Source organism: Luteimonas sp. 22616, from assembly GCF_052044325.1.
Classification (GTDB): domain Bacteria; phylum Pseudomonadota; class Gammaproteobacteria; order Xanthomonadales; family Xanthomonadaceae; genus Luteimonas.
On sequence record NZ_JBQEMW010000001.1, the window covers coordinates 755,447 to 770,649 of the forward strand.

Consider the following 15,203-nt stretch of genomic DNA (forward strand, 5'->3'; position numbering starts at 1 on the left):
CCGCGCCGGGTGTCAGTTCTCCAGCAGCGGCTTGCGCGGCAGCCGTTCCTCGCGCATGGCCGCGTGGTAGACGAACGACGCGACGATGGCCGCCGCCTGCTTCAGGTCTTCGGGCTCGACGTGGTCCCAGGTGTCCAGGTCGCTGTGGTGGACGTTGCTGAAATAGTCCAGCCGGTCCTGGATGAACTGGAAGCCGGGCAGGCCGACGCGGTCGAACGAGACGTGGTCGGTGCTGCCGGTGTTGCGGGTGGCCACGGTGGTGGCGCCAACATCGTGGAACGGTTCCAGCCAGGCCTTGAAGATCGGCATCACCGCCAGGTTTTCCTGGGCATAGATGCCGCGGAAACGGCCCGAGCCATTGTCCATGTTGAAGTAGGCCGAGAAGCGGTCGTAGTCGCGCTTTTTCTGCAGCGCGCCGGTCGATTCGCGCAGCGATGCAGGCAGTGCCTTCTGGGCGGGATCGGTGGGTTCGGGGTAGGCGGCGAAGTGCTGCGCCACATAGGCCTGTGATCCGATCAGGCCCTGTTCCTCGCCGCTCCACAGCGCCACGCGGATCGTGCGATTGGGCCTGGCGCCCACCGCCTTGAGGATGCGCATGGCTTCCATCATCACCGCCACGCCCGCGGCGTTGTCGGCGGCGCCCGTGCCGGTGTGCCAGGAATCCATGTGCGCGCCCAGCATCACGATCTCGCCGGCCTTGCCGCCACGGCCCGGGATCTCGGCCAGGGTGTTGTGGCCGGGCTGGTTGGTTTCGTCGGTGAAGCGCGCCTGCACGTTCACCCGCAGTTTCACCGGCTGCGTGCGCTCTAGCGCGCGCACCAGCGGGTTGTAGTGCTCGGCGGCCATCGCCAGCTCCGGCACGCCGACCGACTCGCCGGCCTTGCGCGAACCGCCGCCGCCGACGCGGATGATGCCGTTGTCCCAGCCGCTGATGCTGAGGGCGGCCAACACGCCTTCGGCGACGAAGAATTCATTGGTGGCCTTGGCCAGCGCCTGGCGTTCGCTGAACTCCTTGATCCGCTTGGCGCGTTCCTTCGTCTTGTCCTTGGGCACGGCGAACGCCTGCAGCTCGGCCAGGCCTGCATCGTCGTGGCGGTTCGAGTCGGGTTCGGCACCGCGCTTGTACTCGCGCGCCTCGTTCAACAGCACGATCTTGCCCGCCAGCTTGCCCTTGTACTTGTCGAGGTCGGCCAGGGTCTTGATGGTGACCAGCATCGCCTCGCCCTCGACCGGGCCGTTGGTGCCGGGCGTCCACGCCTTGGGCAGCGCGTGCAGCGGCAGCGTGCGCGGGCTGAGCATCTCCACGCTGGCGTTGCTGAACTCCCAGCCGCGGCCGAAGTCGTCGAAGGCTTCGTCATGGACGTTGGCCAGGCCCCATTCGCTGAACTTGTCGCGGGTCCACGCATTGGCCCGGGCCATCTGCGGAGAGTTGGTCAGGCGCGGGCCGATGGTCTCGGTCAGGTGGCTGAAAGTCTCCAAGACCTGCGAGCGATGGAATGCCTCCTGGCGGATGCGATTGACCATGTCCAGGTCCACCGGTTCCTGGGCCGCGGCCACGCCGCTGATCCCCATGCACACCATCAACAGGCAGCGCTTGATCACCTTGTTCCCCTTGGGCAGTCGTTCGATGCGAAACGGCCGAGTGTAACGGGCCGTGCCGTGGTGCCCACTGGACTTTGGTCATGCCATGGGGCGTTCCCGTCTGCCTGTTCGTGCGCCGCTGCGGGATGCGGTCGCCATTGCCGGTCACCACGGTCACCACGACTTGTGGCAATTGCGGGCTGTGCACAGTGGCCTGAGTATCGACGCGACTCCCAGTGGCAGGCCATCGAACCCATGAATCGTCGACACGTTTGCGGGCGCATGCGCGCGATGTTGCTATTGATCGCCGCCCTGGTGCCGCTCTGCGCGTCCGGGCAGGGCAATGCGCCCGGCAGCGACGCCGCCGCGGACTGCCATGTCGGCAGCTATCGCCTCGACGACGGCAGCGATGTCGATATCGGAAACGCCGACGACGGCAAGCTGCGCTGGCGGCGAAAGGACGGCACCACCGGCGCGCTCACGCGTTCGCAGGACGGGCGCTGGCACGGCACGCTGGGATGGACCGATCGCGCGGATGGCGTCGAAGTGTCTTTCGCCGACTGCGCCGAGGGCACCCTCGCGTTCGCCGGCGTTGCCGGCAGGAAGATCGGGTTCGATGTCACCGACACCCGTTTCGAAGGCGCGGGCGTCACCCTCGCCGGGCGCCTGACACTGCCGCCGGGCAACGGACGCGTGCCGGTTGTGGTGCTGGTCCACGGTGCCGAACATTCTTCGGCGCTGGACACCTACACCCTGCAGCGGCAGTTCGCGAGCGAGGGGATCGGCGTGTTCGCCTACGACAAGCGCGGTACCGGCAAGTCGGAAGGGCGCTACTCGCAGGATTACCTGGTGCTGGCCACGGACGTGATCGCCGCGATGCGGGAAGCGAAGCGGCTCGCCGGGCCACGCGCCGGCCGCATCGGCTACCAGGGCGGCAGCCAGGGCGGATGGGTCGCACCGCTGGCCGCGCGGATCGAACTGGTGGACTTTGTGATCGTCGGTTTCGGGCTGGCGGTGTCGCCGCTGGAGGAAGACCGCGAAGCGATCGCGTTCGACATGCAGCGACAGGGATACGGCGATGCGGAGATGGCGAAGGCGATGGAGATCGCCGATGCCACGGCCGCGATCGTGCTCAGCGGTTTCCGCGAGGGCTACGGGCAACTCGAAGCGCTGAAGAAGAAGTATTCCGGCGAACCATGGTTCAAGCATGTCCACGGCAACATCACGTTCTACCTGCTGGAAAACCCCGAGGACGTGGTACGCGAGCAGGGCCCTGTGCTGCTGGCCGGCGTGCCCGCGCAGTACGACCCGATGCCGGTGCTGCGCAACCTCGACATTCCCCAGCTGTGGATCCTCGGCGGGCAGGACACCGACGCGCCGTCCGCGGAAACCGTGCGCCGCCTGTCGCGCCTGAAGGCGGACGGTCGCCCGATCACGGCCGCCGTGTATCCCGATGCGGACCACGGCATCTACGAGTTCGAGACCGGCAAGGACGGCAAGCGGGTGTCCACGCGCAACCCGGACGGATATTTCCGGATGATGCGCGACTTCATCCTCGACGGCCGCCTGAAGCCGAAGTACGGCACGGCGCAGTTCGTGGAGTAGGGCGTGTCCAGGAAGGCCCGGACAATCCTGGCTCTCTGATCATCGTCCCCGCGCAGGCGGGGATCCAGTGGCCTGGGGCGGTTCCGGCGCACGGCTCCTGTTGGCGTCGAACATGCGGCGCTGCGGTCGCCGGATCTGGCGTGCGAGTCGGTTCCGCTTGCGATCGGAAAAATGTCTGATTAAAGTCAGGTAATGGATCCAGAGCAGATCGAACACGTCCGCCGCTTCAACCGTGCCGTGACCGGGCGGCTGGGGGTGCTGGGCGACGATTACCTCGGACGAGGCCGGCCCTGGGGCGAGTCGCGGTTGCTGTTCGAGATTGGCGTTGGCGGCGCCGAGGTGCGTGCGTTGCGCGCGCGGCTCGGCCTGGACTCGGGCTACCTGAGCCGGCTGCTGCGATCGCTGGAAGCCAAGGGGCTGGTCATGTGCAAGCCGTCGCCGGACGACGCCCGCGTGCGTCGGGCCACGCTTACGCGCAAGGGCCTGCGTGAATGGCAGGCGCTCGACGAGCAATCGCAGGATGCGGCCTCCAGGCTGATTGCGCCGCTGGGCGCAGCGCAACGCGAACGGCTGCTTGCCGCCATGGGCGAAGTCGAGCGGTTGCTGCGCGCAGGCGCGGTGGAGATCGCGCCGGCCGATCCCGCGGGCCGCGATGCGCGCGCGTGCATCGATGCCTACCTGGACGAGCTGCGACACCGTTTCGACGACGGCTTCGATCCGTCGCGCAGTCCGTCGGCCGAGCCGGCGGAACTGGTGCCGCCGGCCGGATTGTTCCTGCTCGCGCAACTGGACGGCGAGCCGGTGGGCTGCGGCGCGCTGAAGGCCGGTGGCGATGGCATCGGCGAGATCAAGCGGATGTGGGTGGCGTCGTCCGTGCGTGGCCTGGGCGTGGCCCAGCGCCTGCTCGATGCGCTCGAGGCCCACGCCGCCGCATGGGGCCTGCAGGCGTTGCGGCTTGATACCAACCGCACGCTCGTCGAGGCGCGCGCGCTGTACCTGCGCAACGGCTACCGCGAGATCGCGGCGTACAACGACAATCCCTATGCCGACCACTGGTTCGAGAAGCGACTCGGGGAAGGGGTAATCCGTAATGGATAGCACGGCGGCCGGTGCTCGATGCGCGGCTGCCGAAGGCATCCGGCGCGATGTGTCCGCGCGACGCGGTGCGGCCGTGAAGCGATAATGCGCTTTCCTGCCCTGCGCAACCGCGGAGAACGAAGCGATGACCACACCCGTCCACGAAGCGATCGGCACGCCGGGCCAGCCCTGGGGCGATGCGGAAAAGGCGCAATGGCGTTCGCGCCAGGCCCGCAGGCGCAGCTATGCGGAGGACGTGGTCGGCACCATCGAAGGACTGCGTGGGCGCTTTGACGTGGAGCAATACGGCGAGCTCGACTACGCGCCCGATGGCCGCTATCCGCTGTTCGCGATCCGCAGCCGCGACTGGAACGATGCGCTGCCCTGCATGCTGGTGACCGGCGGCGTGCATGGCTACGAAACCAGCGGCGTGCGCGGCGCGTTGCAGTTCGTCGATATGCATGCGGCGGGCTACGCGGGCCGCGCCAACCTGCTGGTCGCGCCCTGCGTGAGCCCGTGGGCGTACGAACGCATCCAGCGCTGGAATCCCGACGCGCTCGATCCGAACCGGTCGTTCCACGACGGCAGCCGCGCGGGCGAGTCAGCGACCCTGATGCGCCTGGTCGCGCCGCTGCAGGGTCGTTTCCTGATGCACATCGACCTGCACGAGACCACCGACAGCGACGAGTCGGAGTTCCGCCCGGCGCTGGCTGCGCGCGACGGCAAGGCGTTCGAGCCGGGGGAAATCCCGGACGGGTTCTATCTGGTCGACGACAGCGACAACCCGCAGCCCGCCTTCCAGCGGGCGATCATCGATGCGGTGGCGAAGGTGACGCACATCGCCCCGGCCGACGCCGGCGGCGAGATCATCGGTTCGCCGGTGGTGGCGCCCGGCGTGATCGAATACGCGCTCGCGCCACTCGGGCTGTGCGCCGGCATCACCGGGGCTCGTTATACGACGACCACCGAGGTCTATCCCGACAGTCCCCGCGCAACGCCCGAACAGTGCAACGCCGCGCAGGTGGCGGCCGTCTGCGCGGCGATCGATTTCGCATTGGCGCACCCGGCGGATGCGTCGGGTGAGCGGGGTTGAGCGGAGAGCGGGAATGAGCGCCCCCGTCGCGCGGGGTGTGGCCCTGGGGACGGCCCGAAGGCGCGAGGCGTGGATTTTGCGCACGCCGCACTGACGGTTTCTGTCGGGCTTTGAGCCGCGCCCGGCAGCCGCCCCGTTCCACATCGTGGGGGAGGCGGTGACCCGTCACGCAGGTCCTGCGCGGGCCGGGTCAGCCAGCCATCCCGGCAAATCCGCCTGCGCGATCAGCGCGCCGCGGCTACCTTGGCGTTCGTTGTTGCGGCAGCTCCGGCCTTGCGCTGGGAGCTGGTCTTGGAAGCGGCGGCCTTCGCAGGCGTGGTCTTGGACGTGCTGGTCTTGGACGCGCTGGTCTTGGAGCGGGACGTGCTGACGTTCACGTGCAGGCGCAGCGGCGTGATTCCCAGGACCTCGACACGCCCGCCCTGCTTGCGGAAAGCCAGCAGGTCGTCGGCGATGGTCTCGCTGGTCATGCTGCGGCTTTGATCCTTCGCCTTGCTCTGGCGGGCGAACAGGTGCGAGGTGCTGTTTGGCGTGCTTGCAGCCTTGGCGGGCTTGCTGGGCATGTTGTCTCCTTTGTGGTGGTTCGCCATGGCGAGCGCGTGCGCTTGCGGGCGGTGTGCGACAACGGCCCGGTCGGGCAGGTTGTCGCGGCCATGGCTCCTTGTCGGTTTGCGCGGGACGCGCGCGATGACGCCCTGCGCTGGGGCAGAGGCGTGCGGGTGGACGAGGAGTGCGCGTATCGTACGCAAACACCAATGAACAGGATGTTATTTACGCCGAACAACGGCGAACGTGCGGGAATTTCGGCGTCGATGGAGCGGATTTGAGGTCAGGCCTGCGGCCTAGGGCCCGGTCAGCGAGGCATCGACGCTCCGTCGAGGCACATGAATTGGCCATGGATGGCCGATGGCGGCCACTGGCACGGGCTGCGCGGATGGCGCCGCCAATGACGCGCGTATTTCGATCAAGCCGGTCGGCGGCATCCGGGCCCGGCGAGGGATGGGCCCGCATGGGTGCCCGGTCCGCGCGGGTGGGCGATCGCGCCTGGGCCGAGTCCCGGCCGCGCTACTTTTCGAGTGCGTCCAGGGCCTGGAGCGACTCGGCGACGTGCCGGTTGGGGTTGAGCTCTGAGTAGGCGTGCACGACCTTGCCGGAGGGCGCGATCACGTACGAAGTGCGGTTCGACCAGCCCGGCTTCTGTTCCAGCACCGCGTCGTACTGCGCGGCGATTTTTGCGCCCGGGTCGGCGGCGACGGGGAACTTGCCGCCACAGTGCTCGGTTTCCTTCGAGAAGTCGGCCAACTGGTCGACGTTGCCGGCGGTCACCCCGATCACGGTGGCGTGGTGGGCCTTGAACTTGTCGATCGCCTGCGAGAACAGCGCCGCCTCGAGGTTGCAGCCGGGGGTGTGGGCGGCGGGGAAGAAATAGACCACCACCGGGCCCTTCGCCAGCGCGTCGGCGAGCTTGAACGTGAACGGTTCGCCGGCGAGATAGGCCGGCGCGGAGAAGTCGGGGGCCTGCGTGCCGGGCTTGAGCGCGGCGAACGAGGGCGAGGCCAGCGCGACGGTGCCGACGATGGCGGCGACCGCGAGTTTCAGCAGGTGTTTCATGGCAGCAGCTCCTGGGGCATCGCGGATTTATACACCCGCCGTCGTTACGCGGTGATCGCAAGGGTTTGCAAAGCCTGCGGGCCGCGCTGCGCCGGCTTGCCGTGGCTGGCGACGAGGGCAGGACGCACGGAACCCGGGTTCGCCAGCGCCAACGCGATCGGCTCGCGCGGGGTGCCGTGGATGCGCGGTGCGGGGCTGCATCGGAGGGGAGCTTGAAGGAGGCGCGCGGAATTGGCGCCGGCACTCACTCCGACGCGGGGCGCTCGGGTGTTTCGCCGGATTTCGCGGCCTGGGCGGCTTCGCGCGCTTCGCGCTTGCGCGCGTCCTTCTCGTCCTGCTTCTTCTTCTTGGCGATTTCGCGCTGTCGCTTCTCGAACGAATAGTTGGGCTTGGCCAATGGATTGCCTCGTTGCGGGGTGGCCCATTGTACGGGTAGCCGGGAAATCGCTCCGGAGCGCCCGTGGCTGGCCCCGGTGCCCGTCAGCCGCGCGCCGCCAGCCAGCGGTCGAGCTGGTTGGCGAAGGCCTGCCGGTCGCGCGCATGCAGCGCGGCGGGGCCGCCGGTCTGGATGCCGGCGCCGCGCAGTTCCTCCATGAAATTGCGCATCGACAGGCGCTCGGCCATGTTGTCGGCGGTATAGCGCTCGCCGCGGGGGTTGAGCGCCACTGCGCCGCGTTCGAGCACGCGTGCGGCGAGCGGGATGTCCTGGGTGACGACCAGGTCGCCGGCCCTGACGTGTTCGACGATGGCGCTGTCGGCCACGTCGAAGCCGCCGGGTACCTGGATCGCCGAGACGAAGCGCGACGGCGGCGTGCGCAGCCACTGGTTGGCGACTAGGGTCACATGCACCTGCGCGCGCTCGGCGGCGCGGAACAGGATCTCCTTGATGACCGCGGGGCAGGCATCGGCATCGACCCAGATCCGGGAGGCGTCTTCGGTCACGTGTTCTCGGGCTGCGGAAAAGACGGCCATTGTGGCTGGATCGCCCGCATGCGACGACCGCGTTCCTTGCCGCTGCGGGGAAAGGCTTACAGTTGGGTGTCGTCCGGGCGGACGTGTCGGCTGCGGTGAGGGGGCTTGGCGACGCCACGGAGATCGCGCGGCGCATCCTTGCAGGGAGAATCTCGGCATGGTCATTTGCCTGTTTGCGTTGTGGACCGAGGTCATCGCCGGGCGCGCTCGCCCCGCAGCCCTGGCCGGGGACGGCGTGGCGATTGGCCGACAATCGCCGGTCGCGATGGTGGCGACATGAGTGGCGGCCGCCGTTTCGACGCGATCATCGTCGGCGCCGGGCAGGCCGGCCCGCCGCTGGCCGGGCGGCTGACGCAGGCTGGCCAGTCTGTCGCGCTGGTCGAGCGCAAGCTGTTCGGCGGCACCTGCGTCAACACCGGCTGCATGCCGACCAAGACCCTGGTGGCCAGCGCCCGCGCCGCGCATGTCGCGCGTCGCGCCGCCGACTTCGGGGTGTTGCTCGAAGGCGAAGTCCGCATCGACATGGCGAAGGTGAAATCGCGCGCCGACACCGTCATCGCCAACGCGCGCCGGGGCGTGCGCGAATGGCTGGACGGCATGGACGGCTGCACGGTGATCGAGGGCCACGCCCGGTTCGAGGACGGCAACACGCTGCGCGTCGGCGACGAGCTGCTGTCCGCGCCGCAGGTCTTCCTCAACGTCGGCGGTCGCGCGATGGTGCCGGACATGCCCGGCCTGCATGACATTCCCTGGCTCACCAACACGTCGATCCTCGGGCTGGACCAGGTGCCGGCGCACCTGCTGATCATCGGCGGCAGCTATATCGGCCTGGAGTACGCGCAGATGCATCGCCGCTTCGGCGCGGCCGTGACCGTGGTGGAGAAAGGCCCGCGCCTGATCGGCCGCGAGGACGAGGACGTATCCGCCGCGGTGCGCGAGATCCTGGAAGGCGAGGGCATCGACATCCGCACCGGCGTCGACGACATCGCGTTCGCGCGCGACGGCGATGGGATCGCGGTGACGCTCGACGGTGACACGGTTGCCTGCAGCCACGTGCTGCTGGCAGTGGGGCGCGTGCCCAACACCGGCGACCTCGGGCTCGACAAGGCCGGCGTGGAAGTCGACGCGCGCGGCTACATCACCGTCGACGACGAATTGCGCACCAGCGTGCCGGGCATCTGGGCGCTGGGCGACTGCAACGGCCGCGGCGCATTCACCCACACGGCGTACAACGATTTCGAGATCGTCGCCGCCAACCTGCTCGACGGCGAGCATCGCAAGCTCAGCGAACGCGTCAGCGGCTACGCGCTCTACATCGACCCGCCGCTGGGGCGCGTGGGGATGAGCGAGGCCGAGGCGCGCAAGCGCGGGCGCCCGTACCTGGTGGGCAAGCGGCCAATGACGCGAGTCGGGCGCGCGGTCGAGAAGGACGAGACCCGGGGCTTCATGAAGGTCGTCATCGATGCCGGCTCAAAGGAGATCCTTGGCGCGGCCATCCTCGGCACCGACGGCGACGAAGCCATCCACGGCATCATCGACATGATGAGCGTCGGCGCCACGGCCACGCAGCTGCGGCGCACGGTTCCGGTCCATCCGACGGTGTCGGAGCTCATTCCCACGCTGATCTCGGAAGCGCGGCCGCCGGGCGACTGAGATGCCCCGTCGCGGATTCTCCGAAGGCGGCGGCCTTCGGTCGCCGGGCGCTGTTCGGGCGGCTGAGCGCGCCATGGAATCGATGCCACCGGCCAGCTACGGACAAAAAGTGACGCTATACGTCATTTAGCGTGATAGGCGTCACAAATTTATACGTATAGCCGGGAAGGCTGCGGCCAGGACGCCAATGCGTCCGGTGACCGCTGATTGGCATGTTACTTGCTCATTGGCAGGCACATACCGTTGCCTGGATGCCCACCTGCCATGTACGAAACTTCTGCCCCGTCGCCTCCCGTGCCTGCGGAGCCGTCCGATTCGGGCACGGAGTCCGGACTGGCTGTCGTCGCCGCGCCGCCGCTGCGGCGCTTCTATGTCCCGGTGCGGATCAAGTACCTGCTGGTGCTGGCCGTAGCCGTGGCCTGGACCGCGCTGAGCGTGATGCTGTCGGCGCCGTGGCTGCATGAGCTGTCGAAGCCGCTGGGCTTCGCGCTGGCGCTGTTCGTGATCGCCTTCATCGCCTATGTGCCGGGCTTCATGAATGCCTTCCTGATCGGTTCGATCGTCGCCGATCGCCGCCCGCGGTGGCGCGAGGTGGCGCAGCTGCCGGACGTATGCGTGCTGGTGGCCTGCTACAACGAGGCCGACAACATCGCCGACACGCTGGAGAGCCTGGCGCGGCAGGACTATGCCGGCCGGGTCGAGGTGGTGGTGGTCGACGACGGCTCCACCGATGACACCCTGGCCATCGCCCGCACGCTGGCCGAGCGGCATGCGCGCCCGGACCTGCGGATCCGGGTGCTGGCCCAGCCGCTGAACGGCGGCAAGTCGAAAGCGCTCAACCGCGGGCTGGCCGAGACCGACCAGCCGCTGGTGATCACCGTCGATGGCGATTCGTACCTGCGCCAGGACGCGCTGCGCAAGCTGGTCCTGCGCTTCCTGTCCGACCCGGCCGGGACGGTCGCCGTCGCAGGCGCGGTGCTGGTGCGCAACTCGCGCGACAACTGGCTGACCCGTGCCCAGGAGTGGGACTACTTCCACGGCATCGCCGCGGTCAAGCGCATGCAAAGCATGTATCACGGCACGCTGGTGGCGCAGGGCGCGTTCTCGCTCTACACCCGCCAAGCGCTGGAGCAGGTGGGCGGCTGGCCCGAATGCGTGGGCGAGGACATCGTGGTGTCGTGGGCGCTGCTCAAGAGCGGCGCGCGCATCGGCTACTGCGAGGACGCCTGCCTGTTCACCAAGGTGCCGTCCAGCCTCGGCCAGTTCGCGCGCCAGCGCCAGCGCTGGTCGCGCGGGCTGATGGAAGCCTTCGCACGCCATGGCAGCCTGCTGGCCAAGCCACGCATGACCACGCTGTTCATCTGGTGGAACCTGCTGTTCCTGCCGTTGGACCTGGTCTACACGCTGGCGTTCATCCCGGGCCTGGTGCTGGCGCTGTTCGGCTACTACTGGATTGCCGGCGTGATGACATTGCTGGTGCTGCCGCTGGCGGCGATATGGAACCTGATGATCTTCCGGGTCCAGCGCCACATGTTCAAAAGCCAGCAATTGCAGGTGCGGCGCAACGTGGCCGGATTCCTGTTCTACACGCTCGGCTACACCATGATCCTGCAGCCGGTGTGCGTGATGGGCTACGCCGCCGAACTGCTGCGCATGCGCAAGACCTGGGGGACGAAATGATCCGCACCGGTATCGCAATGGCGCTGTTGCTGGCTTGCGCCGGCGTCGCCCGGGCCGATGACGGCGCGGCGCGCCAGGCGCTGCGCGCGGACGCCTGGGCCAGTTCGGACGCGGACGGCAACGAAACGCAGAAGCTGGCGCTGGGCTGGGACGTCAGCCACCGCGACCTCGAGCACTGGTGGGGCGCGAAGGTCGAGCACGCGCGCTTCTCGGGCGACGGCTGGTCCGAGCGCGAACAGCGCATCTATCTCGCCGGCGCCGGCGATCTCGGGGAGTGGCTCTGGGAAGGCAAGGCTGGCAGCAATGGCGACGACCTGCTGGGCAGTTTTTCCGTGCACAGCCAGGATCCATGGCGCAAGGAATTCTTCGTGGAGCGCGACACGCTGGAGACGCGCCGCGGCGCGCAGCGCGGGCTTGTGCAGACCTTCGCCGGTGCGTCGATCGACATGCCGCTGTCGCAGCGCTGGTCGGCGACGGCGCTGGCCGGCGCGCAGGACTTCGGCGACGGCGACAACCTGCGCACCCACCTGCGCGGCAATCTGGTGTTCGCGCTGGCACCGGAGCAGGGCCTCAGCCTGCAGTTGCGGACGCGCTATTACCGCAACAGCGAGGCTTTCGAGGGCGATTACTACTCGCCGCCGTGGTACGGCGAGGCGCTGGGCGTGCTGGCTTGGCGTCGCCACATCGGCGGCTACCAGTGGTCGGCGCGTGCCGGCTGGGGTCGCCAGCGCAGTGCGGGAGACGAATCGAAGCGCGCACGCATGCTCGGCGTCGGCCTGGAGACCCCGCGCTGGAAGGACGCCTGGCTGCGCGTGGATGCCGGCTACACCGATACGCCGGTGCTGGCCGACACCGGGGCGGGCCGCTATGCCTATCGCTACGTGCAGGTGCAGGCGGTGATGGCGTTCTGACGCGCCGGACTCGCAGGCTCGCTGGATCGAGGGTGGTGTGTTGCCTGGAAGCGTTTCGCCCGCTGCGCGGGCGAGTTCGTTTCTTTGATTAAGCGTCAAAGAAACGAACCAGAGAAAACGCGTTCCCCTTACAGGACTCATCAGGCCAGTCGTTGATGCCGGGGCTTTTCCAAGGGGCATCCTGCCCCGTAGAAAAACGGCGCACGTCCTGTGCGCCGCCCTCTAGGTCTGCAGATATCAACGTTGCAGGAGGATTCTCAGGAGCCGAGGCAAGGCCAAAGCCAAAGCCAATGGCAGGGTTTGGCCTAGGGCAGGCCCCAATTGCGGGCGGGAGGTCGTCGCGGCAGTGTTCGTGGAGTCTGAATCCACGTTCGGCCGCGCGGCGGTCGTCAAGCATTGAGGAAATGAAGATGGTCGTGATGATGCGTGATGGCGGTGGTTCCGTACCGCAGCAGCCGCCAGCTCCGCCGCCGCCCCCGCCAACGCCGGACAACCTGGCCCGGGCCGATGCGCAGGCCGCCAATGCTTCGGTCGCGGCGATGACGCCGCAGCAGCAGGCGCAGCTGACCAGCGACGTCCAGGCCATGCCGGTGGCCGAACGCAACGAACTGATCAACCAGCTGGCGACGGTGCTGGAGCCGGCGCAGTTGCAGCAGCTCGAACCCGTGTTCGGCAGCGAAGTGGTGCGCGAGGCCGTGGAGACGCGCGCGGGCGTGGTGGTGCGCGAGGAATACGCTGCGCTGTCCGGTTCCGGTTCGCAGCCGTCCACGCCGGCACAGCCATCCAGCCTGGGCGAGAGCGAGCAGGTCTCGCTTGCGCAGGGCGACTATGAAGACAACGTCGCCAGCTCCGGCATCCTCGCGACGCTGCAGCTGACCGACCTGATGCTCGAACACGCCGGTGACCCCGCCTACCTGGCCGAACTGGTCCGATTGGCGGAGGAAGACGGCACGCTGGGCGCGGTGGTCGACGCGCCGTACGGCGGGCTCTACGAGAAGGAAGGCGGCGGCTACACCTGGGAAACGCCGGACAATGATGGCAACGCGCGGCGCGAAGTCTTCGCCACCGCCATCGCCACAGCCATCGATCGCGGCGTGATCAGCGAAACCGACCTGCGCGGCCTGGCCGTGGACAGCGGCGGCTGGCAGGACGTCGCCGGGCGCATCGATGTGGCGCAGGTGGGCGCGACGAGCGAAACGCAGGCCACTGCGACCGCGCTCGACGACCTGCTTGGGGCGCAGGAGGACGCGCAGGAGGATGCCGACCGCCTCGACGAAGATCTGGGTGGTCTGCTTGCGCAGGCCGGGCCGATGACGCCGGAGCAGCAGGCGGCCTTCATCGAGGCGTTCCGCAACGATCCCGAGCACAAGCCGACCTACGACACGCTGATCGAGAGCAGCCAGGCGCTGTCGGATTACATGTCGACGCACCGCAACGAGGTGCTCGATGCGGCGGTCCGCGATCCGGCGGTCGCAAGCCAGGTCAATGACGCCATCAACACCCTGGCCCGCAACGGCCACGGCGTGGAGGCGATGACGCTGCTGGCGCAGATCCAGCGGGTGCCGGACTCGGCGCTGGCTGGCGCGTTCGCGGGCTTCGACCTGTCCGGTGAGGTCCTGACCGACGCCGCATCCTCGGCGATGTCCGAGCTGCTGGCCGCCAACGACGGCAGCGTGAGCCAGGCGCAGGCGCAGTTCACCACCCTGATGTCGGCATTTGGCCAAGGCGTGCCGGCGTGGGGCGGATACAAGGATTTCAGCGACGGGCAGGCGCTGCTCAACGACCTTGCCGGTGGCAACTACAGCGCGCTGGACCGCTACAAGCTGCAGTGGGACAGCTCGAGCCCGCTGTTCCGGGCCTTCGCCGCGGCCGGCGTGGTTGCCGGCGCGGTGTCCGCGGCCAATGCCGGCAACAGCGAGGAATACCTGCTCGCCATCGGCGGGCTGGCGCAGTCGGGCGAGAACGGCGCGCGGCTGCTGGCCGGCGCGATGGACGCGCTTGCCGACAGCGGCCGCCTGGCGCAGTACTCGGGCACGTTCGCCGGCGCCGCGGGCTTCGCCGCGCGGCTGGCACCGGCGCTGGGCCTGATCGCCAGCAGCGCGTCGCTGGTCAACAGCATCCAGGAAGCGTCCGACGGCAACGTCGGCTACGCCATCGCCGCGTTCGGCGACGTGCTCGGCGTACTGGGCAGCGCGCTCGAGTTCACGCCGGTGGCGCCGGCCGGATTCATCGTCTCGGGCATCGGGGCGATCATTTCCGGTGTTGGTTCGTTCGTCGGCGAACTCATCAACGGGCATGAGCGCCGCGAGCAGATCGAGGGTTACCTGGTCGAGGCCGGGGTGGATCCACAGATCGCCGACGAGATGGCCAGCCGCGGCTCGGATCTGTTCGACATGGCTGAAACGCTGGACATGTCGCCTGAAGACATCCAGACGTTGTTGACCGAACACCCGGAGGTCGCGCTGTCGGCGGGGCATGTCGGCATCATCACCCGCGCCGCCGAGGCCTGCGGGCTGCAGGGCAGCGAGGTGGTGGAATTCGTCGACAAGCTGGCCGGGGACAACGCGGATTTCGCGTGGGACCTGTTTGGCATCGTGTCTGCCCTGCCCACGTCCGACACGCAGGTGCAGGCGTTCCTGCGCAGCTACATCGAGAACAACTACGACTCCGCCATCGAGTATGCGCAGGCGCAATCGCCGGAGCTGTTCGGCGCGGCCGCGGAGGAGCGCGAGGCCGCAGTGCGCGACTACGAGAGCGACGGCTTCATTCCGAGCTACGCGCTCACGCTGGGCAATCGCCTGATCGACAATACCGATCCGGCGTATCGCGCCGAGATGATCGGGCAACTGGCCGCGGACGGCCGGCTGGAGATGTTCGCGCAGGAGCTCGGGCCGTATGGCGGCGACTGGGCGGACGCGTCGCGCGCGGCGATTTCCGATGCGGTCGCGGCCGGCACGATCACCCAGGAGCAGGCGGACGCGGCACTCGCGCATTTCTGAGCGCGGTGCCGGTGATGTGCC

13 protein-coding genes are annotated in these 15,203 nt (G+C 68.5%); 8 read left to right on the forward strand and 5 right to left on the reverse strand.

The genetic code is table 11. The features are described from left to right. Positions 1 to 12 precede the first annotated feature (12 nt). Positions 13 to 1,581 carry a M20/M25/M40 family metallo-hydrolase gene (locus ACTJIL_RS03520; protein ID WP_440755830.1) on the reverse strand — a complete coding sequence of 523 codons (1,569 nt, stop codon included), beginning with the start codon at positions 1,579 to 1,581 and terminating at the stop codon, positions 13 to 15. A 291-nt stretch (positions 1,582 to 1,872) separates the two neighbouring features. Here ACTJIL_RS03520 and ACTJIL_RS03525 point away from each other — a divergent pair, with 291 nt between their 5' ends. From ACTJIL_RS03525 to ACTJIL_RS03535, 3 genes are all read left to right on the forward strand, one after another. Beyond that, complete coding sequence (locus ACTJIL_RS03525) at positions 1,873 to 3,186, forward strand: alpha/beta hydrolase family protein (protein WP_440754211.1); 1,314 nt, start codon at positions 1,873 to 1,875, stop codon at positions 3,184 to 3,186. A 192-nt stretch (positions 3,187 to 3,378) separates the two neighbouring features. Continuing rightward, positions 3,379 to 4,284, forward strand: a complete 906-nt coding sequence (locus ACTJIL_RS03530; protein WP_440754212.1) for a bifunctional helix-turn-helix transcriptional regulator/GNAT family N-acetyltransferase — start codon at positions 3,379 to 3,381, stop codon at positions 4,282 to 4,284. Positions 4,285 to 4,408: 124 nt separating this feature from the next. Then, entirely contained in the window at positions 4,409 to 5,356 is a 948-nt protein-coding gene (locus ACTJIL_RS03535) for a M14 family metallopeptidase (protein WP_440754213.1), read from the forward strand. Positions 5,357 to 5,580: 224 nt separating this feature from the next. Here ACTJIL_RS03535 and ACTJIL_RS03540 read toward each other — a convergent pair whose 3' ends face one another. From ACTJIL_RS03540 to ACTJIL_RS03555, 4 genes are all read right to left on the reverse strand, one after another. Next, positions 5,581 to 5,919: a hypothetical protein gene (locus ACTJIL_RS03540; RefSeq protein ID WP_440754214.1), complete on the reverse strand. Its 339-nt coding sequence runs from the start codon at positions 5,917 to 5,919 to the stop codon at positions 5,581 to 5,583. A gap of 502 nt (positions 5,920 to 6,421) precedes the next feature. Beyond that, complete coding sequence (locus tag ACTJIL_RS03545) at positions 6,422 to 6,967, reverse strand: peroxiredoxin (protein ID WP_440754215.1); 546 nt, start codon at positions 6,965 to 6,967, stop codon at positions 6,422 to 6,424. 244 nt (positions 6,968 to 7,211) lie between these two features. Further along, positions 7,212 to 7,364, reverse strand: coding sequence for a hypothetical protein (locus ACTJIL_RS03550; protein ID WP_440754216.1), 153 nt, complete (start codon positions 7,362 to 7,364; stop codon positions 7,212 to 7,214). 83 nt (positions 7,365 to 7,447) lie between these two features. Next, complete coding sequence (locus tag ACTJIL_RS03555; protein ID WP_440754217.1) at positions 7,448 to 7,939, reverse strand: YaiI/YqxD family protein; 492 nt, start codon at positions 7,937 to 7,939, stop codon at positions 7,448 to 7,450. A 157-nt stretch (positions 7,940 to 8,096) separates the two neighbouring features. On the opposite strand from ACTJIL_RS03555, the gene ACTJIL_RS03560 reads away from it, so the two are divergent. The 5 genes from ACTJIL_RS03560 (at position 8,097) to ACTJIL_RS03580 (ending at position 15,182) form a co-directional block, all read left to right on the forward strand. Continuing rightward, positions 8,097 to 8,219, forward strand: coding sequence for a hypothetical protein (locus ACTJIL_RS03560; RefSeq protein ID WP_440754218.1), 123 nt, complete (start codon positions 8,097 to 8,099; stop codon positions 8,217 to 8,219). Next, on the forward strand, positions 8,216 to 9,592 hold the full coding sequence (locus ACTJIL_RS03565) for an FAD-containing oxidoreductase (RefSeq protein ID WP_440754219.1): 1,377 nt from the start codon (positions 8,216 to 8,218) through the stop codon (positions 9,590 to 9,592). The genes ACTJIL_RS03560 and ACTJIL_RS03565 overlap by 4 nt, the downstream gene beginning before the upstream one ends. Positions 9,593 to 9,856: 264 nt before the next feature. Further along, entirely contained in the window at positions 9,857 to 11,272 is a 1,416-nt protein-coding gene (locus tag ACTJIL_RS03570) for a glycosyltransferase family 2 protein (protein ID WP_440754220.1), read from the forward strand. Continuing rightward, a complete protein-coding gene (locus ACTJIL_RS03575; protein WP_440754221.1) occupies positions 11,269 to 12,183 on the forward strand; it encodes a hypothetical protein in 915 nt (304 codons plus the stop codon). Before ACTJIL_RS03570 ends, ACTJIL_RS03575 begins: the two co-directional genes overlap by 4 nt. A 404-nt stretch (positions 12,184 to 12,587) precedes the next feature. Then, positions 12,588 to 15,182: a hypothetical protein gene (locus tag ACTJIL_RS03580; protein WP_440754222.1), complete on the forward strand. Its 2,595-nt coding sequence runs from the start codon at positions 12,588 to 12,590 to the stop codon at positions 15,180 to 15,182. The last annotated feature ends 21 nt before the right edge of the window (positions 15,183 to 15,203 follow it).

Coding starts and splice junctions, on each gene's coding strand:
- ACTJIL_RS03535 (WP_440754213.1), top strand. CDS start 4,409: ATGACCACACCCGTCCACGAAGCGATCGGCACGCCGGGCCAGCCCTGG.
- ACTJIL_RS03530 (WP_440754212.1), top strand. CDS start 3,379: ATGGATCCAGAGCAGATCGAACACGTCCGCCGCTTCAACCGTGCCGTG.
- ACTJIL_RS03520 (WP_440755830.1), bottom strand. CDS start 1,581: ATGGTGTGCATGGGGATCAGCGGCGTGGCCGCGGCCCAGGAACCGGTG.
- ACTJIL_RS03575 (WP_440754221.1), top strand. CDS start 11,269: ATGATCCGCACCGGTATCGCAATGGCGCTGTTGCTGGCTTGCGCCGGC.
- ACTJIL_RS03565 (WP_440754219.1), top strand. CDS start 8,216: ATGAGTGGCGGCCGCCGTTTCGACGCGATCATCGTCGGCGCCGGGCAG.
- ACTJIL_RS03525 (WP_440754211.1), top strand. CDS start 1,873: ATGTTGCTATTGATCGCCGCCCTGGTGCCGCTCTGCGCGTCCGGGCAG.
- ACTJIL_RS03555 (WP_440754217.1), bottom strand. CDS start 7,939: ATGGCCGTCTTTTCCGCAGCCCGAGAACACGTGACCGAAGACGCCTCC.
- ACTJIL_RS03580 (WP_440754222.1), top strand. CDS start 12,588: ATGAAGATGGTCGTGATGATGCGTGATGGCGGTGGTTCCGTACCGCAG.
- ACTJIL_RS03540 (WP_440754214.1), bottom strand. CDS start 5,919: ATGCCCAGCAAGCCCGCCAAGGCTGCAAGCACGCCAAACAGCACCTCG.
- ACTJIL_RS03560 (WP_440754218.1), top strand. CDS start 8,097: ATGGTCATTTGCCTGTTTGCGTTGTGGACCGAGGTCATCGCCGGGCGC.
- ACTJIL_RS03545 (WP_440754215.1), bottom strand. CDS start 6,967: ATGAAACACCTGCTGAAACTCGCGGTCGCCGCCATCGTCGGCACCGTC.
- ACTJIL_RS03570 (WP_440754220.1), top strand. CDS start 9,857: ATGTACGAAACTTCTGCCCCGTCGCCTCCCGTGCCTGCGGAGCCGTCC.